The sequence below is a fragment of the Arcobacter sp. CECT 8985 genome (assembly GCF_004116495.1).
Taxonomy (GTDB): Bacteria; Campylobacterota; Campylobacteria; order Campylobacterales; family Arcobacteraceae; genus Malaciobacter.
Map to the genome: position 1 here is coordinate 21,687 of NZ_PDKC01000024.1, position 21,883 is coordinate 43,569.

At 25.2% G+C, this 21,883-nt stretch carries 23 protein-coding genes, 1 tRNA gene and 1 pseudogene; 12 read left to right on the forward strand and 13 right to left on the reverse strand.

The features are described 5' to 3' along the window. Positions 1 to 6: 6 nt before the first annotated feature. From rsmI to CRU93_RS10355, 4 genes are all read right to left on the reverse strand, one after another. The gene (gene rsmI, locus CRU93_RS10340; protein ID WP_129104131.1) at positions 7 to 822 is read right to left on the reverse strand and encodes a 16S rRNA (cytidine(1402)-2'-O)-methyltransferase; all 816 of its coding nucleotides are present in this window, start codon (positions 820 to 822) and stop codon (positions 7 to 9) included. A gap of 10 nt (positions 823 to 832) precedes the next feature. Continuing rightward, positions 833 to 1,036: a 50S ribosomal protein L31 gene (gene rpmE / locus CRU93_RS10345; RefSeq protein WP_129104132.1), complete on the reverse strand. Its 204-nt coding sequence runs from the start codon at positions 1,034 to 1,036 to the stop codon at positions 833 to 835. 86 nt (positions 1,037 to 1,122) lie between these two features. Beyond that, a complete protein-coding gene (miaA, locus tag CRU93_RS10350; RefSeq protein ID WP_129104133.1) occupies positions 1,123 to 2,001 on the reverse strand; it encodes a tRNA (adenosine(37)-N6)-dimethylallyltransferase MiaA in 879 nt (292 codons plus the stop codon). Continuing rightward, positions 1,998 to 2,192, reverse strand: coding sequence for a hypothetical protein (locus CRU93_RS10355; protein WP_129104134.1), 195 nt, complete (start codon positions 2,190 to 2,192; stop codon positions 1,998 to 2,000). The genes miaA and CRU93_RS10355 overlap by 4 nt, the downstream gene beginning before the upstream one ends. Before the next feature lie 103 nt (positions 2,193 to 2,295). Between CRU93_RS10355 and mqnP the strand changes: the two genes are divergently transcribed. Both mqnP and CRU93_RS10365 read left to right on the forward strand, forming a co-directional pair. After that, positions 2,296 to 3,150 carry a menaquinone biosynthesis prenyltransferase MqnP gene (gene mqnP / locus CRU93_RS10360; protein WP_129104135.1) on the forward strand — a complete coding sequence of 285 codons (855 nt, stop codon included), beginning with the start codon at positions 2,296 to 2,298 and terminating at the stop codon, positions 3,148 to 3,150. Between the two features lie 55 nt (positions 3,151 to 3,205). Beyond that, a tRNA-Arg gene (locus CRU93_RS10365) sits at positions 3,206 to 3,282 on the forward strand. Positions 3,283 to 3,345: 63 nt separating this feature from the next. On the opposite strand, the gene CRU93_RS10370 is transcribed toward CRU93_RS10365, so the two are convergent. Genes CRU93_RS10370 through CRU93_RS10380 form a run of 3 tightly spaced genes read right to left on the reverse strand, consistent with a single transcriptional unit; the run spans position 3,346 to position 6,376 of the window. Further along, positions 3,346 to 4,455 carry a M48 family metalloprotease gene (locus CRU93_RS10370; protein ID WP_129104136.1) on the reverse strand — a complete coding sequence of 370 codons (1,110 nt, stop codon included), beginning with the start codon at positions 4,453 to 4,455 and terminating at the stop codon, positions 3,346 to 3,348. 1 nt (position 4,456) lies between these two features. Beyond that, complete coding sequence (locus tag CRU93_RS10375; RefSeq protein WP_129104137.1) at positions 4,457 to 5,173, reverse strand: hypothetical protein; 717 nt, start codon at positions 5,171 to 5,173, stop codon at positions 4,457 to 4,459. A gap of 12 nt (positions 5,174 to 5,185) precedes the next feature. After that, a complete protein-coding gene (locus CRU93_RS10380; protein ID WP_129104138.1) occupies positions 5,186 to 6,376 on the reverse strand; it encodes a CHASE2 domain-containing protein in 1,191 nt (396 codons plus the stop codon). Positions 6,377 to 6,707: 331 nt separating this feature from the next. Here CRU93_RS10380 and CRU93_RS10385 point away from each other — a divergent pair, with 331 nt between their 5' ends. Together CRU93_RS10385 and CRU93_RS10390 are read left to right on the forward strand one after the other, a co-directional pair. Next, complete coding sequence (locus CRU93_RS10385; protein ID WP_258238895.1) at positions 6,708 to 7,067, forward strand: EAL domain-containing protein; 360 nt, start codon at positions 6,708 to 6,710, stop codon at positions 7,065 to 7,067. Between the two features lie 107 nt (positions 7,068 to 7,174). After that, positions 7,175 to 7,504, forward strand: coding sequence for a hypothetical protein (locus tag CRU93_RS10390; RefSeq protein WP_129104140.1), 330 nt, complete (start codon positions 7,175 to 7,177; stop codon positions 7,502 to 7,504). Between the two features lie 25 nt (positions 7,505 to 7,529). On the opposite strand, the gene CRU93_RS10395 is transcribed toward CRU93_RS10390, so the two are convergent. Next, complete coding sequence (locus tag CRU93_RS10395; RefSeq protein ID WP_258238893.1) at positions 7,530 to 8,177, reverse strand: response regulator transcription factor; 648 nt, start codon at positions 8,175 to 8,177, stop codon at positions 7,530 to 7,532. Beyond that, complete coding sequence (locus CRU93_RS10400) at positions 8,174 to 10,354, reverse strand: ABC transporter substrate binding protein (protein WP_129104141.1); 2,181 nt, start codon at positions 10,352 to 10,354, stop codon at positions 8,174 to 8,176. The genes CRU93_RS10395 and CRU93_RS10400 overlap by 4 nt, the downstream gene beginning before the upstream one ends. 136 nt (positions 10,355 to 10,490) lie before the next feature. Here CRU93_RS10400 and CRU93_RS10405 point away from each other — a divergent pair, with 136 nt between their 5' ends. From CRU93_RS10405 to CRU93_RS10425, 5 genes are all read left to right on the forward strand, one after another. After that, positions 10,491 to 12,896, forward strand: a complete 2,406-nt coding sequence (locus CRU93_RS10405) for a DMSO/selenate family reductase complex A subunit (RefSeq protein ID WP_129104142.1) — start codon at positions 10,491 to 10,493, stop codon at positions 12,894 to 12,896. A gap of 11 nt (positions 12,897 to 12,907) precedes the next feature. Continuing rightward, positions 12,908 to 13,561: a DMSO/selenate family reductase complex B subunit gene (locus CRU93_RS10410; RefSeq protein WP_129104143.1), complete on the forward strand. Its 654-nt coding sequence runs from the start codon at positions 12,908 to 12,910 to the stop codon at positions 13,559 to 13,561. After that, the gene (locus CRU93_RS10415; RefSeq protein WP_129104144.1) at positions 13,548 to 14,381 is read left to right on the forward strand and encodes a DmsC/YnfH family molybdoenzyme membrane anchor subunit; all 834 of its coding nucleotides are present in this window, start codon (positions 13,548 to 13,550) and stop codon (positions 14,379 to 14,381) included. Before CRU93_RS10410 ends, CRU93_RS10415 begins: the two co-directional genes overlap by 14 nt. Before the next feature lie 10 nt (positions 14,382 to 14,391). Beyond that, positions 14,392 to 15,030: a molecular chaperone gene (locus tag CRU93_RS10420; RefSeq protein WP_129104145.1), complete on the forward strand. Its 639-nt coding sequence runs from the start codon at positions 14,392 to 14,394 to the stop codon at positions 15,028 to 15,030. A 105-nt stretch (positions 15,031 to 15,135) separates the two neighbouring features. Beyond that, positions 15,136 to 15,684 carry a hypothetical protein gene (locus tag CRU93_RS10425; RefSeq protein ID WP_129104146.1) on the forward strand — a complete coding sequence of 183 codons (549 nt, stop codon included), beginning with the start codon at positions 15,136 to 15,138 and terminating at the stop codon, positions 15,682 to 15,684. Here the strand turns inward: CRU93_RS10425 and CRU93_RS10430 are convergent. The 3 genes from CRU93_RS10430 to CRU93_RS10440 all read right to left on the reverse strand — a co-directional run bounded on the left by CRU93_RS10430 (position 15,667) and on the right by CRU93_RS10440 (position 19,852). Further along, entirely contained in the window at positions 15,667 to 16,314 is a 648-nt protein-coding gene (locus tag CRU93_RS10430; protein WP_129104147.1) for a CBS domain-containing protein, read from the reverse strand. The genes CRU93_RS10425 and CRU93_RS10430 overlap by 18 nt on opposite strands. Before the next feature lie 58 nt (positions 16,315 to 16,372). After that, complete coding sequence (locus CRU93_RS10435; protein ID WP_129104148.1) at positions 16,373 to 18,166, reverse strand: diguanylate cyclase; 1,794 nt, start codon at positions 18,164 to 18,166, stop codon at positions 16,373 to 16,375. Positions 18,167 to 18,241: 75 nt separating this feature from the next. Continuing rightward, positions 18,242 to 19,852, reverse strand: coding sequence for a CHASE4 domain-containing protein (locus CRU93_RS10440; protein WP_129104149.1), 1,611 nt, complete (start codon positions 19,850 to 19,852; stop codon positions 18,242 to 18,244). Between the two features lie 337 nt (positions 19,853 to 20,189). Here CRU93_RS10440 and CRU93_RS10445 point away from each other — a divergent pair, with 337 nt between their 5' ends. The 3 genes from CRU93_RS10445 to CRU93_RS10455 all read left to right on the forward strand — a co-directional run bounded on the left by CRU93_RS10445 (position 20,190) and on the right by CRU93_RS10455 (position 21,726). Next, positions 20,190 to 20,438 (forward strand): hypothetical protein, encoded by a 249-nt coding sequence (locus CRU93_RS10445; RefSeq protein WP_129104150.1) that lies wholly within the window; start codon positions 20,190 to 20,192, stop codon positions 20,436 to 20,438. A gap of 192 nt (positions 20,439 to 20,630) precedes the next feature. Continuing rightward, positions 20,631 to 21,050 carry an ester cyclase gene (locus CRU93_RS10450; RefSeq protein ID WP_129104151.1) on the forward strand — a complete coding sequence of 140 codons (420 nt, stop codon included), beginning with the start codon at positions 20,631 to 20,633 and terminating at the stop codon, positions 21,048 to 21,050. Then, entirely contained in the window at positions 21,034 to 21,726 is a 693-nt protein-coding gene (locus CRU93_RS10455; RefSeq protein WP_129104152.1) for a 2OG-Fe(II) oxygenase, read from the forward strand. Before CRU93_RS10450 ends, CRU93_RS10455 begins: the two co-directional genes overlap by 17 nt. A 32-nt stretch (positions 21,727 to 21,758) precedes the next feature. Here the strand turns inward: CRU93_RS10455 and CRU93_RS10460 are convergent. Continuing rightward, positions 21,759 to 21,883, reverse strand: a pseudogene (locus tag CRU93_RS10460) (thioredoxin-disulfide reductase); the annotation flags it as partial.

Sequence of the window (21,883 nt, forward strand, 5' to 3'; positions counted from 1 at the left end):
CATATTCTATGCTTTTTGTAGTAATTCTTGATAGATATCTTTAGTTTTTCTTCCTGTAAGTTTTGATAATAGTTTTGCTTTTACTTTAGGTGCTAAATCAAGTGCTTCAATATCTGTAACATCAATTGCTTCACCTTCATATGTTACTGGCTCAATTATTACAACCCATTCACCTTTTATATTTGTATCTTTAAATTCTTCAAATATATTTTTTGCACTATTTTTAAAATATTTTTGATGAAGTTTAGTTATTTCTTTTACGATAAAAATCGTTCTATTTTCATCTATCTTAGTAACCTCTTCAAGAAGTTTTAGTAACCTATGTGGTGACTCATAAAGGATACCAAGTTTTTCACTTTGCATTATAGTTTTTAATTTATTGGTTCTATCTGCACCTTTGTGTGGTAAAAAGCCATGAAAAGTAAATGTATTATAAGTAAAACCACTCATTGCATATGCTGTTAAAACTGCATTTGCTCCTGGAATCACATCATATTTAATATCATTTTTTATACAAAAATCTACAAGTGTTGCACCAGGATCACTTACACAAGGCATTCCTGCATCACTTACATAAACAACATTTTTTTCAAATATATCTGGATCAAGATTTTTTAAAATTTGATTCTCATTATGTGAATGGTATGATTTGTACTCTTTGTTTTCAAAATTTAGATTATGTTTTTGAGCAAATAGGCTAAGAAGTTTTTTTGTTACTCTTGTATCTTCACAAAAAATTAGTTCCGACTCCTCTAAGGCTTTTAGCGCTCTTAAAGAGATGTCTTCAAGATTCCCTATTGGAGTTGGAACTAAAGTTAACAAGACATTTGTCTTATTTGTTTAAGTTGTATTTAGCTTTGAATTTCTCTACTCTACCAGCAGCATCAACAATTTTTTGCTCTCCAGTAAAGAAAGGGTGACAAGCTGAACAAATATCAACTCTTAATGTTTCTACATTTGATTTTGTTTCAAATGTGTTTCCGCATGCACAAGTAACAGTACAAGCTTTATAATCTGGGTGAATATCTTTTTTCACTTTATCTTCCTTAAGGTTTCTAATGTTTAATAAAAGGTCAAGTCTTTGTTGCCCTTTATTAAACTCTTTTCTTTTAAAGTTTGTGATTATATCGAAAAATACTTAAAAATATCTGAATTTAAGTTTTCTATAATATTGGAAGTTTTATTTTCTAAAAATTGAGAATTATTAAATGTATTTTGTCTTTTTGCAAGTTTAGCAGTATTTATTGAGATTTTTTCTTCTAGTTGTTGTTTTGTTAGTTTCCCATCAAGATACTCTAAAGTCTCTACAATTCCTATGGAACTCATACAGTTTGGAAGTCTTGTGTATGTTTTCTCTAAAAAAATCACTTCATCAATCACTCCATCTTTTATCATTTGCTTAGTTCTTAATGCTATTCTTTTTCTAAGTTCATCCCTTGGCCAAGTAATTTCAAATATTTTTAAATCTTTTGCAATAGGCTCTTTTTTATTTTTTTTAAAAAATTCTGTTGGTGTCATACCTGTTTGATTATAAATAGCATAAGCTTTTTCTATTCGATATGCATCATTAGATGCAATTTTTTGCATATAATCTTTATCTAAATTATATAAAAAATCGTATGCTTCTTTTTTATCAATATCAAGTTTTTGTTTTGTGTCAACTCCTAAAGATATTCCTTCAACTAACGCTTTTAGATAAAATCCAGTTCCCCCTACAATAATAAGGTTTTTATTTTGCTCTTTTGCAAAGTTAACAGCTTTTTTATAACAATCAATAAATTGAATTACATCAAAGTTCTCATTTGGATAGACTTCATCTATTCCAAAGTGAATTATCTCTCCTCTTTCTTTAATAGTTGGTTTTGCAGAAGCTATATCTATTTGTTTATAAACAGATAAAGAATCAAGAGATAAAATAATAGAGTTCGTTTTATTTGCAATATCTAATGCAAGAGCAGTCTTTCCAGAAGCTGTAGAACCTATTATTGCAATTTGTTTCATTTTTTTTCTGCTTTTAGTTTTTCAATTTCAGATTGTAGTTTTTCAATTTTTGCATCTTTTTTTTGAATTTCATCTAATAATTCTGAAATTTGTTGGTTATTTGATTTTTCAATATTAGCTTGATTTGTCGTTGTACATGCATTAAATGTAATAGTAATGAATATAATTAATAGTATTTTTGTGTATTTCATAAAAGTCCTTTATGTGCGCAATTGTAGTTAAATTTGAATAAAGAAAAGTTAAAAAACCAACTATATAAATAACTTTATATATAAGATTGGATAAAATCCTGCTATGGAAAAAATAAACAAACTTTTAAATAATTTTAGTGAACTAGTAATGTTCAAACACTCTATCTTTTCATTGCCATTTATTTTTATAGCAATGGTAGTAGGAGCAAAAGGTTGGTTTGGATTTAAACTTCTAATTCTTGGAGTTTTGGCAGCTTTAACAGCAAGAAATTTTGCGATGGCTGTAAATAGATATTTAGATAGAGATATTGATGCTTTAAATCCAAGAACAGTAAATAGACCAAATGTAGATGGACGAATTAGCCCATCTCAAATGCTGACATTTATTATTGCAAATGCAATTGGATTTGTTATTGTTGCATATTTTGTAAATGATTTAGCTTTTAAAATATCAATACCGATTTTAATTGTAATTGGTTCTTATTCGTATTTTAAAAGATTTTCATTTTTAGCACACTTAATACTTGGTATATCTTTAGGACTTGCACCAATTGCAGGAGTAGTTGCAGTAACTGAAACTATTCCTTTATGGACAGTTTTATTAAGTATTGGGGTTATGTTTTGGGTAGCTGGATTTGATCTGTTATATTCTCTTCAAGATATTGATGTAGATAAAAAATTAGGACTACACTCAATCCCAAGTAAATTTGGTGCAAAAAATACTATGAATATCTCTAAAGTATTCCACCTTTTAACAGTAATCTTTTGGTTATTATTTGTTATTAAATCAGATAGTTCAATCTTTGGATATATCGCTGTAGCAGTAAGTGCAATGATGCTTAGTTATGAACACTATTTAGTAAATAAAGACTTTAAAAAAATAGATAGAGCCTTCTTTACAGTAAATGGATACTTAGGAATTGTATTTTTTATTTTAATAGTAATAGATAATATTTAAAAGCAAGTAGAAAAATTTAAGTTTTCTTTTGTTAAAATTCGAACCTATCATAAGCGCGTCTGTGGCTCAACTGGATAGAGCTCCCGGTTTCGGCCCGGGTGGTTGTGGGTTCGAATCCTACCAGGCGTGCCATTTTATAATTTAATTTTTATTTTTGATCTTTTTTGTTCATTCTATTAAAAAAAATAAAGATATTTATATTTTTACTGCTAAAGATTTTATATTAGCAATACGTTTCTTTTTATCAGGATGTTCTTCTATATTCATATTTAGAATTTCGTTTTTTGACTCCTGTTCATTTTGAATAGTTAAATCTATATTTTTTACTAATTCTTTTATATATTTATTTTTGTTTTTATGATTTATATCTGTTAGAATTTTTAAACTGCAAGAATCAGCTTCTAATTCTTGTGATTGTGAATATCTTGAAAATAATTTTAGAATATAATCTTTTCCTGCAAGTGCAGTAGAAATTTTAGATAAAGTACTATATTCTTTAGTTTGTACATTTTTAATTAAATTTTTAATTTCATCTATTGAATCATAACCATTAATAAGCCTATATTGTAGCTCTTTTGTTGTATGTCTTTTAGAAATATGTGTGAGCTCATGAGCTAATGCAGTTTTATATCTATTCTCTTTTATGTAATCTTCACTAATAAATATATATCCACCAGGGATTGCTTCGACTTGATTATTATTGGATGTTATATATATCTTTATATTGAAAGGGAACTTATTATTTTCAAGATATTTATTTTTTTTCAAATAATTATTATATTTTTTTGTGAATATTTCTAGCTTTTTATACATATTCTTGTATTTGTGATTTTTTGTATTTTTATCTATTACATCACCTTTTTCTTTTCTTTTATCAAATATATATTTTCCATAAATTTTTTCACTGCTAGTTGGTAACCAAATAGTCTTTTTTGCTATTTGTATAGATAGTTGTTTTATGTCTTGTGCCATATCTTCTTTATTTGTATTTTTATTAGAAATAAAATTAATTATTTTTGATGATTTAGAACCATAATACATTGAAGCAATCTTAAGTGCTTCAATATAATTAAAATTATAATTTTCTATTGGTTTTTTGCATTCTAAATCAGTATTTGTGGTACTAGTAGAATTATTAAGATTGGAAATAGAATCTTTTACAACAGAATTAACGCTTTTTGCTGCAGAGTTTATACTTTCTGAGGCAGAATCAATACCTTTTGATAAAGATGATGTGATTGACCCAAAGTCAAATGCAAATAAAAAGTTTATTAAGGTTAAGTAACAGATAAAAAGTTTTTTCAATTTATTCTCCTTTTAAAATTTTATATCTATCATATTTAAGACCATATTGATCATATAGAATACTTATAATTTGATTTTTAATTTCTATATTGTTTATTTTATTTGTAATAGATGAAATTTCTTTATTTATATCTTTCTGGGTAGATTTATCTAATATATCAAAACTACCTCTATATATAGTATCTGCAATTTTTAAGTTCCATTTATATGAGTAACTATATTTAAATTTTTGTTTAGGAATAACTATTTGGTTATTTTTTAAAGAAGAAGTGAAAATTAATTTATTATTAGTATAAAGAGAAAATATATTATTATTACTTTTTGAATTTATATGCAAAATTAAATTAGATTTTGGTTTTAATATTGTTCCTTTCGGAAGAATATTTACTTTTAAACTTTTATCTCCAAATCTTTTTATTCCAAATGAAATTTGTTCAACTTTATTAAAAGATATTAGCCTTTTAAAATTAATTGGATTATTATCTGTTTTTGAAATATTAAATTTTTCATTTTTGTTTAAAGATTTACATCCTAAATTCGCATTTTTAAAATAACAAAAATTTATTTTGTTAATTGCTTCAATATTTTTGCAATCAATTAATTTAATAGGAGAATAAATTTCTCCATCACATTTAAACTTTTTATGACTATTACCTAAAAATAATACAGTTGCATTTAGATTTAGGATAAATAAAAATAAAATTAGAATACTTTTCATAAATCTCCTTATTTATAAATTTAATGAAGTTAATAAAATTGAATAAACTCCCAGTATTATAAAGATTAAAACAAATAGATAGTATAAGATATTCTTCCAATTTAATATATCTTTATTTATGTTTTCTTTTTGAGATAGACCTATTATAGAGTCTAAAAACATACCAATAATTAAAGGAATAGGATTTAACCATATGTAAAAATTATGGTATATATGACTACTTATGTAACTAGAAATAAAAATAAAGAGAATTAAAAAAATAAAAAGTAAAATATTTAAAACTGCTATTATGTTTAAACTCTGTGCTTTTTTTCTAAACTCTAAAATCTTTTCAAGTAATAAACCAAATGTAAAAGCAAGGAATAAATCTGCAAAAACAGTAATAGAAGTATTAGCATTATTTATTTTATGTGTTTGTGTATAAAATATTGCTTCATGGATTTGTGTTCCAACTTTTTCTCCATAAGGCGTTAGATATTTATCAGAATATCCATATTTACCACCTAAAAATATAGTCTTATCTTTTAAACTATAACTATTCAATTGATTTATAGAAGTTAGAATTATATTACTAGAATTGCTATTTTCAAAATTTATAGGAAATTCTTTTGAGTTTTTAAAATCATTTTTATACTTTTTTAGTAAAGTGTAAATTCCATTTTTAGAATTTAGAAGGTTTTTACATACAGAATTATTTTTTAAAGTAGTATTGTATAAAGAATTTTTATAATCATAAAAATTAAGTGAAATTCCCATTTGAGAATGTATAAAAGGTATTGCAAAAGAAATACCATTTTTGCACATATTCTTCATCCAAGTTCTTTTTATGGATTTATTTTCTTTTGTTTTAGAATATATTGCAAAAGGTAATGTGAAGTTTATATTTTTTGAATGTTTTTTTAGTAGTTTATATAAGCTGTTATTAGTGTTCTTATTATTCTGAAAGTTATAGTCAGGAGATATATCCAAATCTATTATTATATTTTTAGGTTTTTTTGAAATTATTTTGCTAAGAATAATATATAATTTATCTTTATTTAAAGGAGAAGTGGATTGAAATTCTTTCTCATATAATTCATCGTCTATCAATATAGATAAAGATTTATTTTCGTCTATATATATTTGTGATTTATTTTCAATTGAACTAGCAATATTTCGAAGGGATATCGTATTTGCTATATCTAAAAGATTAAATTGTTCCATTGTGAAAATAATACCATTAACAAAAAGTAATGAAGTAAAAATAGCAATAATTGTATTGAATTTTTTTACAATATATTTTTTAATAATTATCTCCAATATTAATTATTAAATTTTATAGTTAAACTAATTAATTATTAATTAATATCAATAAAATATTGTTTGATATAATTTATATTGCTTATTAATAAGCAATATACTTTAATTTAAAACCATTCAGTCTTGCTAAATACTTATTTTTGTAAAATATATAATATTACTTACATAAAGAAGACAAATGAATCAATAAAAAAGAGAATTTACAAAAATTCAAGCCCTTGATGAAAATTATGTCATTGCAACTTTTGCTTTAGATGGTACACTAATTCAAGCAAATAAATTAGTTTTAGAATTAGTAGAATCAGAAAAAATCACAACTTGTGAACTAATATATAAATTTATAGAAAAAGTTAAATCAATTGGATATAAAATTGCGATTGATGACTTTGGAAGTGTTTACAGCAACTTTAAATATCTTGTAAAAATTGATGGTTCTATTATAAAAAGAATACTAGATGATGAAAGTTCACTTGAAATAGTAAAATCGATGTTAAATTTCAGCAAAAAAGTTGGAATAAAAACAATCGCTGAATTTATATCAAGTAAAGAACTTCAAGAAAAAGTAAGTAGTTTAGGTATAGATTATTCATTATAAATTTATCTTTTAATACATTACAATTTGTAATAAATATAAGCTTCTTTTTTTAAACTGCTATAATATTTTAAATAAATATATATAGAATTAATACTTGAGGAAAAAAGATGGATGGAAAGATAATGGTCACATATAAAATAGTATGCAAAAATGATTTTAATTTAGAGTTGCCAATTGGAAAGTTATTGGAAAATGAAAAAGTAGTAAGAGCTATTAAAAATGAGTTTGCAAAGGGTGTTCGAAATCTTGATCTTTTTACAAAAGATAGTAGTAGCAAAATAAATATTGAAACGAAAAAAGAGTTATATCAGTTTGAGGTAAATAAAGATGATTTTGCAGATTTGATTTCTCTTGCTGAAGAGGATGCAAATTCACGAAAACTTATGAAAAAAGATTGTTCATATATTGAACTTGTAGATATTCAAACTATAAGTTAATATCTACAAAGTCTTTTTGATGGGATTATTTTTTTGTTATTAGTTTGTATCCATAGTTATCTGTTTGAATAAACTCTTTACAAACTTTTGAACGAATTCTTTTTATTAAAGATCTTATTCCCGAAATCCCAACAATTTCTCCTTCCCAAACATATTGTTCTATTGCGTCTAAAGAGACTGCAATATTTGGTGTTTTACAAAGTAAAGTTAAAAGTCGTTTTTCTTTTTGTGTTAGTTTTATGGAGTTTTTATTTTTATCATAAAGTATCTCTTCTTTTAAGTTGTATGAAATGTTATTACAAAAAATAATCTCTTCTTCTTTATTACATAGAAGATCAACTTTACATTCAAGTTCATAAATATAAAAAGGTTTTTTTAGAAAATCATTACAGCCTGTGTTATATGCTTTTTTTATTGTTTCAAACTCTATATTTGAACTTATTATAATTGCAGGAGTTGTTTTATCTCTAGATCTTATCTCTTTTAAAAGGTTTAATCCATCTAGTGATGGAACATTTATATCTAAAATAAAACAATCATATCCATTGGTGATGTTATATAAAGCCTCTTCTCCATCTTCAAACCAATCAACATTTAAACCTTTTTCTTTAAACATCTCTTTTATTATTTCTGCAAGACTTATATTATCTTCTAATAATAAGATTTTCATCATTTTTTATTCTTTGAAGTGGGGATTACTATTGATACTCTTGTACCATTTGGAATTTGTGTTATTTTTATATCTCCATGCATTTTATTTTCTATGATTAATTTTGCCATATACAAACCAAATCCATCACCTTTTGTTTTTGTAGTAAAGAAAGGATTAAATAGCTGATTAATTATTTCATCTTTTATTCCACATCCGTTATCTTCAATAAATAGTTCAATATCATTACTATTTTTATGAAGTGATAGTTTAATTTTCCCTTTGAATGTACTATTTGGTGTTTTTGCACTATTTATTGCATCTTTTGCATTATTTATTATACTTACAATTACTTGTTTAAATTCATTTGGATATCCATAAGCAAAAGAGTTATCTTTTAAATTATTCTCATAGTCTAATTCTATGTGTGAATATTTTAAAGAGTAAGATAAAAGTGCAAGTACTTCTTTTAATCCTGTATCTACATCAAAAGCTTTTGGCATATTTGATGGTCTAATAAAATCTCTAAAACCATCAATTGTATCACTCATATATATAGTTTGTGTCATGATATTATCATAAAAACTTTTTATATCATCACTTGTAAGTCTATTTTTTTTATCATAATACAACATTTTATGTGCAACAGCAGAAAGTTCAACTAAAGGGTTTTTCCATTGATGTACAATTGCAGATAGCATCTCTCCTATTTCTGATAGTTTTGATTGTTGAATTATGAATTGTGTATTTACTTCAAGTTGTCTTTTTTCTGTGATATTTGTCATAATTGATACAATTCCACCATTTTCTCCTTTATTATCTAAAAAGATTTGACTTGTTAATCTAAATATTTTTTCATTTGAAGTAAACTCTATTTCTTTTAAATCTTTTAAACTTTGTTTGATTGGTAAATCACAAATTTTGAAGAAAATTTTACAAATATCTTTTCCAATAATTTCATTTTGAGGTAAATTTAGAAGTTTACTAAACGAGTTATTACAACCTTTGACTCTAAAATGATTATCAATCCAAAATATAGAGTTTTGTATATTGTTAAGTAGCACTTCTTGCAATTCACTTTGTGCTTTTAGTTTTTGGCTTAATTTATATTTTTGATAATTGTTTATAATTGCAAAGATAAGTGATATTAATAAAAATGGAAATAGTATAAAAGCATATTCTACTAGTTTTTTATTTTTTTCAAAAAAGCTTTTTGGTTGATTTATAACTATTGAATTTTTAGGTATTTTATTTATATTTATATTATATTTTTTAATTATTTTATAATCAAATGCCCATTGAGAAGGTACAACTATTGGATTTTTTTTCATTTTCTTATTTGTTTGTAAAATCCTTATTACTTGTTTTGCAGAGGCCACTCCTAAATCATAACCTCTTAATAAATATCCACCAATTACACCTCTTCCAAAATGTGAATCAGAAATAGAAAATAAAGGAACCTTAGAAGAATTTAGTACATCATTTACATCATAATATGGAACATATTTACCAAACTTATCTCTAAAAAGACTTCCAAATAAAACTGCACTATTTTTTGGTAGGTTTTGTATATCTTTTTTTATTTTTTTTAAATTCCCATTAAAATTTACAGTTGCTTTTATTCCTTTTTTTTCTAATTTTTTTGCTTGCGCTTTGTATGTATGATTAACTAATACAGATGCGCCCGTATAATCATTTATAATATATAGTTGTTTTAAATTTGGAAGTATTTTAGTAATAAAATTTATGTTCTTTTCTATTTCTTTACTTTCTAAAATTAAAGGGATTTTTTTATTTAATATATTATTTATATCAAGTCCAGGATCTCTTTTATCAATTCCACAAAAAACCAAAGGAATGTTTTTAAATAGTTCGTTTCTATATTTTAAGACAAATTCAACTGCTTCATTATCAGCAACAATAATTGCATCAAAAGTTTGATTTTCCATCTTTAAAACAAATAATTTATATAAAGAATTCATATATTTTTCTGAATTTATCTTTTTTGTATCCATATATTCTGTTGTTATTTCATAATGATCTTTTTGCAAAAGTAAAGTATCTTCTATTCCTTTTACTATATTATCAGACCAAACAAGTCCTTTGTTATATGATTGCAAAATAAGAATATGTCTATTTTTAGCATATAAAGAGCCGTAACATGATAAGAAAATGATAAGAAAAGTAAATAAAAATCTCATGAAAAATCCATTTTTCTTTTTATTATATCAATTAATTCTTATAAATATTTTACTACTTATTAAAAACTGACAACTTTTTGCTAACTTATTTTTATAAGATTCTTTTTATAAATGAAATTTTTATTAAGGATACATTATGCATAAAATAAGTCGACGACAATTTTTGCAATGGAGTGGAGCATTAAGTGGTAGTGTTGCAGCTACAACTGTTTTGCCTATTCCTTCTTTAGCAGAACAAAAAGTTGAAAAAAAACAGTATGATGCTATTAAATGGGCAGGATGTACTATTAACTGTGGTAGTAAATGTCCAGTAAGAGTATTTGTAAATGATGGGAAAATTGATCACATAGAAACAGATAATACAGGTGGTGATGAATTTGGAAGTCATCAAGTAAGAGCATGTTTAAGAGGACGATCTAATAGATTTAGAGTATATAATCCAAATAGATTAAGACACCCACTAAAAAGAGTTGGAAAAAGAGGTGAGGGTAAATTTGTAAAAATATCATGGGAAGAAGCTATTGATACAATTGCAAATAAACTTAAAGAAGTAAAAGCAAAATATGGGAATGAAGCTATTTTAATACCTTATGCAACAGGAACAACTGGTGCTATTATGAATAGATGTACAAAAGGTCCTTTTATGAGACTTATGGGAATGTTTGGAGGATATATAAATTATCATAATTCATATTCAACTGGTCAAATAGCAAACGGATTAAAATACTTTTATGGAACACATAGAGGTAGTGATATTATGCAAGTAGAAAATGCAAAACTTGTAGTAATGTTTGGTAATAACCCAGTAGAAACAAGAATGAGTGGTGGAGGAACTGGATATGCTTATAAAACAGCTTTAGAAAAAAGTGGTGCAAAAATTATTCATATTGACCCAAGATATTCTGATAGTTTAGTTGGTGCATGTGATCAGTGGATACCATTAGAGCCAGGAACAGATGCTGCACTTGTTGCAGGTATTGCTCATGTATTAATTAGTGAGAATTTACATGATAAAGAGTTCTTAGATAAATATTGTGTAGGATTTTCTTCTAATACACTTCCAAAAGATGCACCAAAGAATGCTTCATATGAAGATTATATTATGGGAAAAGGTGAAGATAAAGTTGAAAAAACTCCTAAATGGGCTGAAAAAATAACAAAAGTTCCAGCTGATACAATTATTAAATTAGCTAGAGAAATAGCAAGTGTAAAACCATGCTATATTGCCCAAGGTTGGGGTGCACAAAGACATGCAAATGGAGAACAATCTTCAAGAGCAATTGCAACACTAAATGTAATGACAGGGAATTTAGGACTTCCTGGTACAAATGCTGGAGGTAGAGAACATACTACAGGTTGGATAGAACCAGCTCATTTACCATATAAAAATCCTATAAAAGATTCTATTCCATGTTTTTTATGGACTGATGCTATTACAAGAGGTAAAGAGATGACAGATTTAACTGATGGTATAAGAAATACTAAACGGTTAAAACAAAATATTAAATTTATTTTAAATACTGGTGGAAATTGTCTTATAAATCAGCATAGTGATACAAATAAAACAGCAAAAATTTTAGAAGATGATACTCTTTGTGAATTTATTGTAGATGTAAATGTAACTAGAACATCAAGTAATAAATTTGCAGATATTATTCTTCCTGATGCAACTCCACTTGAACAAGAAGATTTTGTAAGATCAAGTGCAGGTTACTCAAATGATAGACCATATATTATATATTCACAAAAAGCAATTGAACCAGTTGGTGAAGCTATGACAAACTATGATATGTGTATTAAGCTTGCACAAAAACTTGGAGGGAAACAATTAGTTGATAAATTTACTGAAGGTAGAACTCAAAAGCAATGGTTAGAACATTTATGGAATAAAAAGTTTAAAAATAATGCTGATATGCCAACTTTTAAACAGATGACTGAAATGGGAATTTTGAAACTTCCAAGATATAAAAAACCTTTTATTGTTCACGAAGAATTTGTAAAAGATCCAATTGCGAATCCATTAAAAACTCCTACAGGGAAAATCGAAATTTTTAGTACAGTACTAGATACAATGTCAAAAACTTGGATTCTAAAAAAAGGTCAAAAAATCACTCCTTTACCAGAGTTTGAAAATGCTAAAAATGGACCATTAGACCCAATTAGAAAAAAATATCCATTACAAATTTTTGGATACCACTATAAAGGAAGAACTCACTCAAGCTTTTGGGAAAGTGCACCAATTAGAGAAATAAATCCAAATGAACTTTGGATAAATCCAATAGATGCTAAAAAAAGAGAGTTATCAACAGGAGATAAAGCATTAGTTCACAATAACCATGGGAAAATTCTATTAACTGTAAAAGTAACATCAAAAATCATGCCAGGAGTTACATCTTGTCCACAAGGTGGATGGTATAAAAATGAAAATGGACTTGATGTAGGAGGATGCATTAATACGTTGACAGATCATCAACCAACAGCAATAGCAAAAGCAAATCCTCAACACTCTGCATTAGTTGAAATAGAAAAATATAGAGCATAAAAGGAAATATTATGGAAAAAAATAAACAATTTGGGTTTTTTCTTGACCAAACAAGATGTGTAGGATGTAGAACTTGCCAACTTGCATGTAAAGATTATAAAAAATCACCAGTTGGAATAAGTTTTAGAAGAGTTGTTGAATATGAAGGTGGAAATTGGTTTGAACAAAAAAGTGGTGCATTTGAAGCATCAAATGTATTTGCATATTATACATCATTATCTTGTAACCACTGTGATGATCCAGCTTGTACAAAAGCTTGTCCAACTGGTGCAATGCACAAAGGTAAATATGGAATTGTAAGTGTAGATGCAAGCAAATGTATTGGTTGTAAATCATGTGCAATGGCTTGTCCTTATGGGGCTCCACAATTTGATGAAGATGAAGGGCATATGACTAAATGTAATGGATGTAGTGAAAGACTTGATGAAGGTAAAGAACCAATTTGTGTTGAAGCTTGTCCATTTAGAGCAATTGAAGCTGGGCCTATAAAAGAGTTAAGAGCAAAACATGGTGTACTTGCTGGAGTTGCTCCATTACCAAAATATGAAAAAACTAGACCTAATTTATGTATAAAACCAGAAAAACATGCACAAGCATCAGAAAGTGGTGTAGGTGAAGCACATCTTCCTCAAAGTTATCAGGAGGTTAGTTATGACATTGTATAACTCATTTATAGAGGAACTTCCTCTAATTTTATTTACTGTTATTGCACAAGGTGCAGTGGGATTTTCATTATTATATTCAATCAATAATGCAAACACTGCTATTAAAGATGAAAGTTATAAAAAATTTGGATTGATATTCCTTATTTTTGTAATTATTTCAATGGTTACATCAATATTTCACTTAGGAACGCCATTACACATTCCTTATATGTTAGGAAGAATTTTTGGTTTTTCTCAAGATGGGCATCATATAGTTTCGTGGCTTCCTTTAGAAATCGTTGGAATTGGATTAATGCTTTTAGTAGGAATAATTGTATTTTTAAAAGGTACTAAATTAGCAATATATGCATTACCAATTGTTGGAATAGCAATGCTTTATGCTATGGGAAATATTTATGGATCAATGGCAAGTACTATTCCTACTTGGAATTTAAACCTAACATTATTTTTATTTTTCTCATCAGCTTTATTATTAGGTTCAGTTATGTATAGTGCATTTATTGCTAAAAGTCAAAAAGAGTATAGTGTATCCAATTTAGCATCTGTTATTGGCTTTACATTGTTTGTTTTATCTCTTGCTCTTTATACATTTTATTTGGGAAATTTAAAATTAGATGTCATAAATAATGTATTTGATTTAGCAAGTGGAAATTATATTTATTTAATGGGTTGGGGGATTGTACTTAGTGGTATTGGTATTTGTTTACTTTTATTAAAAAGAAATTTCTCTAAATTAGCATTTATTGCAGTATTAGTTGGGATATTATTAACTAGAATATTATTTTATGGACTGATTACATCTCATATATTTTTAGGATAAGGAATCTAATATGGATAATATAATTATATTAGGAAATGCAGCATCAATCTTTTCACAGTTTTTATATAATCCACCTTCAAAAGAGCAGTGGGATAAAATAAAAGAGCAGAAAGTTTTATTAGAGTGGTTTATCCACTCTGATGAAAAAGATAATAAAAAAGTTCTTCAATTATGGCAGAAATCTCATAATGAAGAGAGTCATTTAGATATTTCAGTTGATTATACTGATATGTTTATTTGTGATGAAATGTATTTAAAAGCACCTCCTTTTGCATCATTTTATTTAGATATTTCAGGTGAGTTATATTCAAAAGAAGCAGATAATGCAAAAAATATTTATAAAAAATGTTCATTTTTTACAAAATCTTTATTAACTCAACCTGCTGATTTTATTGCAATTGAATTGGAGTTTATAAGTACTTTACTTTTAAATATAAAAAGAGATGAGGTATTTAAAAAAGTATTAATATCTTTTCTACAAGAAAACTTTTTACCTTGGGTTTATAGTTGGACAAATGATGTTAAAACAAATGCAAAAAGTTCTTTTTATAAAGGTCTAGGGTACCATATAGAAGATTTTTGTGATATGTTAGTAGAAGAATTTTCTATACAAAATTACGAGAAAAAAGTCTATAGAACTGCATCTTAATAATAAAAGGGCAATCTTTACCCTTTTATTAACTTCTAATTAACTAGAATAAATATTTTATAAATTATTTTTTTGTTATGATATAGAAAAATAAAAAGGTTATTCTTGGAAGATTATTATAATATCAGTTTAGGAATTGTTATTTATTTAGCTATTGCAATTTTTAGTTTAACTCTTTTTATATATGCAAAAGAAATTTTAGTTTATGAAAAAAGAAAAAAAATAATTCGTATTAAAAACTCAATAAAACAAAATTCTTTTTCTATAGCAAAGACTTATGGTTATGGTTTTTTATGTGGAGTTTTCATCTTATGTTTGGAAAATAAACAAAAAATTTTAGATTTAGATATATATTTATTATCATTACTTTTCTTTTCAATAATTATATTTATTGGGATTTTTTATGAAGAGTCTTTAAATAAAAAAAGAGAGTATAAGTTATTAAATTTTTTGGATAGTTTAGATGCAATATTTTATAATTTTATTCCGGCTATTATTATATATATGATAAATCATCAATTTATTGAAAAAGATTTATCAGCCAAAGATTATATCTTTGCATTAATAGTTTTCTCATTTTCATGTAATTTCTTATCTATTACTCATTTATTAAAAAGTATCTTTTATCAAAAAAGGTTACGACCAAAGTTGTAATTTTGGAAGATGAGAAACGGCTTTAATAATATCAGTTTTTGAAATAATACCAACAATAACATCCTCTTCATTTACGATAGGAACTGCTCCAAGTTTAAAATCAAGCATTACTTTACATACACTTCTAATATCTGCATTTGGATCTGCTGTTATTACTTCTGGAAGATATAAATCTTCAAGTTTTCTATTTAAGATTTGTTCAGAGTTTTCTAAATCTTCAATTATATAGTTTAATATCAATTTTTTATCAATTAGTCCCATTATCTTTTTTCCAAAAGACACAATAGGAATATGACTTACTTTTTTATCTTTTAGAAGTTCATAGGCATCATTTAATGTGGCATCGCTATCAATATGTATTATATTTTTTGTCATAATATCTTCAGCTTGATAAACCTCTTCTGATAAATCGAGATTTGCCATTTTTTTATAAGCATTAACTGCTTTTTGATTTTGATGTTCAGCTTGTTTGTCTTTGTTTCCCTCTTCTTTATCTAGATAATTTTGAAATAAACTATCATCATCAGGTTTTAATCTAGCTTCATTTGGACCTTCAAGATTCTTTAATTCATAAAGATTATCTGCTGTACTTCTAAAACCAACATTACCTTTATTGTATATTGCAAACATATGAACACCTTTTTTCTAATAGTATAAAAACTTTATTAATAATATTTTAACATAATAATCAATTACTACAGATTCTATTTCTTCCTTCATTTTTGGCTTTATATAAATTTTCATCTGCTAATTTGTATATATAGTCAACATTTTTACATTCGTCAGCTTTTAATAATGCTATACCAAAGGATGCTGTCACATATTTTGATGAAGTATTTTTAATATGATTAATTTTTAATTGTTCAATTCCTTCTCTAATAGAATCAATATATTTAATTACTTTTTCTTTATTTGATTCTCTTATTACAAGACCAAACTCTTCACCTCCAAGTCTAAAGCATAAATCTTCAGCACGGTTTAGTTTAGATTTGACATAACATGATACTTTATTTAAAACTTCATCCCCTTTCAAGTGACCATATGTATCATTATAATACTTGAAGTTATCTATATCATAGATACAAAATATAATATATTCATTTTTTCTTTTTGCTGCATTTATTAATTTTGGAAAAACTTCATTGAAGTATCTTTTATTATAAAGTGTTGTTAGTTCATCTGTAATAGATATCTCTTCTAATCTTTTTTTATTTGTAATATTTTGACTTATAGATGTGTATCCTATTTTTTCTCTATTTTCATTAAACATTGGAGTTACAATTGCATGTATCCAAAAAACAGTTCCATCTTTTGCAACATTTTTTATCTCACCTTTCCAAGGTTGATTTGCTTTTAGATTATTCCACATTCTATCAAATAGTTTTACATTCATATCCTCATGTTTTAATATATGATGAGGTTGTTCTAAGAGCTCTTTTTGTGTATATTTTGAAATTTCACAAAGTGCTTTTGATGCATGAGTAATCTTACCATCTAAATCTATAGTAATAAAAAGAATATTTTCATCAACAACTTTTAAATATCTTTTTAATTCAGTTTCGATTTTTTTTCTAATTTTAACTTCATTATTTAATTTTTTATTTGCTTTAAAAATTATATATATTATGATACAAAAAATAAAACAAATACCAAGAACTGATAAGAACATTATAAGATAACTATTCTCTTTCGTATAATTTATTGCAATCCATTTATTAAATATTTTTTGGTGAGTTTCTTTGGGTATAGAAGCAAGTGCTTTATTTATGATTGGTACTAATTGGGGTTTATCATTTCTTATTGCTATATGTAAATACCAATCATCCTCAAAATCAGCTGAGATTTTTAATTGACCAAAATATTTCTTTTGGATTATATATCCAGCAGTTGCAACCGTGTCAATGAATCCAAAAATTTGAGATCTTCTTACTTTTTTATATCCATCTTCTACAGAATCAACTTCAACAATATTTAGATTAGGAAATTTATTTAATATTCTTTTAGGAAAGGCATAACCTTTCACAATTCCTAAAGGCTTTTGTATATCAGTAATACTATTTATATAAAGCTTGTCTATTTTTGTCACTATAACAAGAGGAAGTTTTAAATATGGTTTTGAAAAGTTTAAAAAACTTGCACGCTCTTTTGTTTTTACTGCCAATGGAATAATATCACATTTTCTGTGTTTTATATATTCTAATGTTTCAGACCAGTTTTTTGTTTTTACTAAAATTATATTTATATTTAAAAACTTTTTGATTTGATATATATAATCAGAACCCACTCCAACATGTTTTCCTTTTTGTATTTTATCCATAGGCATCCAGTCTGGATCTACACACATATTTAAATTTTTAATATTAGTTAAATATTTTTTTTCTTTTAGAGTTAATTTGGTAGTTTTTTCATTAATGGGCAAATTTTGAATATTTTTAGCAAATAAAAAAGTACAAAGACAAATAAATAATAAAATATTTTTCATAGTGACACCTTTATATTATTTTAACACAAAAACGTAAAAAAAAATATTTTATTTAAGTATATTTTTTAATATTAGTTAATCTTCTAAAATAGGAAGAGTAATTACAAAGCAGATGCCATTAGGCACATCTTTTGTATAAATTTTACCTTTCATATTATTTTCTATAATAGTTTTTGTCATGTATAAACCAATTCCTGTACCTTTACCTTCTTCTTTTGTTGTAAAGTATGGTTCAAAGATTTTATTTTTAATATCCTCGTCAATTCCACCTGCATTATCTTCAATTTCAACAATAATATCACTATTTGTTTTGTAACTTCTTATTTTGATTTTTGCATCTTTTATATTATTCTCTAAAAGTGCATCTTTTGCATTTGAAAGAATATTTAAAATACTTTGTGAAAACTCATTTTCAAACCCATAAGCAATAATATCATTTTGCATATCTTTTTCTAGCGTAATTTCATTATTATCAAGTGTTGAATCCATTAGTTTTATGGCTTTTTCTACTGTATGTGTTATTTTAAATTCTTTTTTTTCTTTATTTGGTTTAAAAAAGTTTCTAAAATCATCAATTGTTTTAGACATATTTTTTGTAAGCATATTAGCTTTATCTACACTATTTTGAAGGTATTTCTCATTTAATTCACCAATTTTATATGTAAAATGTATATTTTGTAATATTAAACCTAAAGCATTAAGTGGCTGCCTCCATTGATGAGCAATATTTCCAATCATTTCTCCCATTGCTGCTAATTTACTTTGTTGAATTAATAGTTGTTCTTGTTTTCTTTGCTTGTCAATTTCTTCTTTTACTTTTTTCTTAAGTTCAATTTTTTGACGTTCTTGATAAATAATATAAGAGTATATAAGAAATATTAAAATTATAAATAAAACTGAGATTATTGAGTTGAAAATATATATTTGTTCTTTGCTTTTATGAAATAAGCTTCTTTTAAAATATGATTTTAAAAAAAATTTATTTTTTATATTATTCAATTGGATATTTGAAATTATAAAATCATTAGTATATTTATTATAAATGTCAAATTCTGGAAGCAACTTAGTCTTTAAAATATAAAAACTATTTGTCTGTTCTTGCTTTGAAATTTCTAATTTTGTAAATAGTGAACCATTTAATTCTTGAATATTTAATTCTCTACCTGAAAAAATATATCCTCTTATCTTACCTGTTGCATCACTTTTAAGTATATTAGATTTTACTGTATAGTAAAAGTTATCATTTATTTTCAAAATTGTTGGAGTATTATCTTTATTATATTTTTTTATTGTGTCTTTAATAAATTTATTCTTATTATTAATTTGTGATGAAAGTATAGAATAAACAGTATTATAATTTTTATCCACAAAAATCATAAAATCTAAATTTAAACCTTCTAAAGTAGAACTATTTTCTCTAAAATTTTCAAAAATATATTTTCTATCTTTTGAAACGATAAAATCATATGTATCATCCCATGCTGCGTAGTCATTAGATGTTCTATATAAATTAGATATTTCATTATCAATCTTTTCTACTAGGGAATATATTCTTTTTTTATTCTCAATATTTTCTAATTTTTTAAAATCATTAATAAAGTAATTATATGTTAATAAATTAAATACAATTAAATATAAAATAAAAAGTGTTAAAATTAAATATTTATTTTTTAAATAATTTTGCAAAGTATTACCTTATTTTTTCCCGAGATTATATCAATAATATTAAAAATTTGCAATTTTTATAAAAACGAATTAAAATTATAAATTAATTTTAAACAAAAAGAGTATTTTTTTTAAACAGCAAATGCCTTAAATAGCCATTTTTTAATCTACTGTTTATTTTTTAAGTTTTATTTTATATATTTTTTCTGTTTATTGATTATAATTCGCTAGTAGAATAAGGAATTGGTTTTAAGTACTTTTTTTATTTAAAATAATTAAAGTAATGTGGTGTACTCTAGTTCTTAGAGTATATTTGTACTAATAAATTAGACTTATGACAAGTCAAATAGGGGTATGAATGTTAAAAATAGTTCTTTCTATTTTATTTGCAGTTTCATTATGTATAGCTGCAACTGATATTGAGAATAATGACACTGAACAAATTGAAGAAATTCCTACAATTAGTTTATGCGATAAAGTGTATGATGATTGCGCACTTAAGTGTGATGATAGCGAAAGTAAAGAAGATGCAAAATGTTATGCAAATTGCGAAAAACTTTATGATAAATGCTTAGATGAAAACGTTACGGAGCAAGAAGAAAAGTAATATTTTTGCCTTATTCTACTCAAATAAGGATATGAAAATTCAATTTAATGGATTATTTAATCAATATAAACTTTGAAAATACCACTATAAAGTTAGAAAATGAAATTTTATTAAGCAATGCATAAATTTGTAATAAATGAAACTTTATGTAGTTGCGAATAAACTTGAAAGAGTTTATGAATCGGGGAGAAAATGAAAAAAATTAAAAATGAAGACATTGTAAAAGATTACTATGAGTATTTATGGAATAAACAAAATAAAGAATATATTGATATATTGTTTGATGATGATATAGAGTTTCATGGTTCTTTAGGTGTTCAAACTAAAGGTAAAAAAGAGTTTGAAGAGTACATGGATAGTATATTAACTGGTATTCCAAATCTATATCATGGTGTTGAAATTTTAATAAAAGAAGATGATAGAATTGCAGTAAGAGCAGTATATAATGGTACACATAAAGGTAGATTGTTAAATTTTGAAGCTACAAATAATAGAATTAAATACAATGGAGCCTCATTTTTTAAATTTAGAGATGGGAAAATTATAGAGGTATGGGTTTTAGGAGACTTAGCAAGTTTATTAAAACAAATAGAAAATGGCCCAAATAAGTAACTATATACATTGTAAAGATAATATTTTACAATTAGAAATGCCAACAAAACTTTTTCCAAATCCATATTATGATTATCCATACATGATAATAGATGATTTTTTTTCACAAAATAATATTGAACAATTAAATAAGCTATTAAGAATAGATGATGATATTGAAGATGCAAAAGTTAGAAAAGTAACAAAAATAAATAGTGTAGATCAAAAATTAGATAAAAAAATTAGAAAAACTAAAATACATAGAATTCCAGATGAGTTTAATAATTTGTATGCAAAACAGTTTAAATTTTTTCAAACAAAAATAGAAGATTTTTTTAGACTTGCTCTTACAACATCTACAAATATACAAATTCTTGAATATACAAAAGGTAGCTTTTATAAAGCTCATAGTGATGATTCAAATATGTTGTTAAAAGATGATAAATTAGTTGGATTTAAAACTGTAGCAAATCAAAGAAAAATAACAACTGTACTTTTTTTATCTGATGATTATGAAGGTGGAGAACTTGTTTTTAACTATTTATTAACACAAGATAATAAATCTGTAAAGATTAGAGGGAAAAGTGGACAAATGATTGTATTTCTTAGTAATCCTATTTTTACTCATGAAGTAAAAGAGGTAACTAGTGGAAATAGATTTACATTGGTTCAATGGCATGATGCAGTTTTAAATTAACTTAAAACATATTAGGATAAGAAATAACTTTCTTATCCTAAAAATTCAATAATATCAACAGCAGCAGTAGCACCGTCACCAGCAGCACAAACGACTTGTTTAGCAGCATCAATTCTAACATCACCAGCAGCATATAAACCAGGTAAAGAAGTTCTCA

Bases quoted from the DNA above. Each gene is read 5' to 3' on its own strand.
- miaA (WP_129104133.1), bottom strand. From the start codon at position 2,001: ATGAAACAAATTGCAATAATAGGTTCTACAGCTTCTGGAAAGACTGCT.
- CRU93_RS10355 (WP_129104134.1), bottom strand. From the start codon at position 2,192: ATGAAATACACAAAAATACTATTAATTATATTCATTACTATTACATTT.
- mqnP (WP_129104135.1), top strand. From the start codon at position 2,296: ATGGAAAAAATAAACAAACTTTTAAATAATTTTAGTGAACTAGTAATG.
- CRU93_RS10375 (WP_129104137.1), bottom strand. From the start codon at position 5,173: ATGAAAAGTATTCTAATTTTATTTTTATTTATCCTAAATCTAAATGCA.
- CRU93_RS10380 (WP_129104138.1), bottom strand. From the start codon at position 6,376: ATGGAACAATTTAATCTTTTAGATATAGCAAATACGATATCCCTTCGA.
- CRU93_RS10390 (WP_129104140.1), top strand. From the start codon at position 7,175: ATGGATGGAAAGATAATGGTCACATATAAAATAGTATGCAAAAATGAT.
- CRU93_RS10395 (WP_258238893.1), bottom strand. From the start codon at position 8,177: ATGATGAAAATCTTATTATTAGAAGATAATATAAGTCTTGCAGAAATA.
- CRU93_RS10400 (WP_129104141.1), bottom strand. From the start codon at position 10,354: ATGAGATTTTTATTTACTTTTCTTATCATTTTCTTATCATGTTACGGC.
- CRU93_RS10405 (WP_129104142.1), top strand. From the start codon at position 10,491: ATGCATAAAATAAGTCGACGACAATTTTTGCAATGGAGTGGAGCATTA.
- CRU93_RS10410 (WP_129104143.1), top strand. From the start codon at position 12,908: ATGGAAAAAAATAAACAATTTGGGTTTTTTCTTGACCAAACAAGATGT.
- CRU93_RS10415 (WP_129104144.1), top strand. From the start codon at position 13,548: ATGACATTGTATAACTCATTTATAGAGGAACTTCCTCTAATTTTATTT.
- CRU93_RS10420 (WP_129104145.1), top strand. From the start codon at position 14,392: ATGGATAATATAATTATATTAGGAAATGCAGCATCAATCTTTTCACAG.
- CRU93_RS10430 (WP_129104147.1), bottom strand. From the start codon at position 16,314: ATGTTTGCAATATACAATAAAGGTAATGTTGGTTTTAGAAGTACAGCA.
- CRU93_RS10435 (WP_129104148.1), bottom strand. From the start codon at position 18,166: ATGAAAAATATTTTATTATTTATTTGTCTTTGTACTTTTTTATTTGCT.
- CRU93_RS10445 (WP_129104150.1), top strand. From the start codon at position 20,190: ATGTTAAAAATAGTTCTTTCTATTTTATTTGCAGTTTCATTATGTATA.
- CRU93_RS10450 (WP_129104151.1), top strand. From the start codon at position 20,631: ATGAAAAAAATTAAAAATGAAGACATTGTAAAAGATTACTATGAGTAT.
- CRU93_RS10455 (WP_129104152.1), top strand. From the start codon at position 21,034: ATGGCCCAAATAAGTAACTATATACATTGTAAAGATAATATTTTACAA.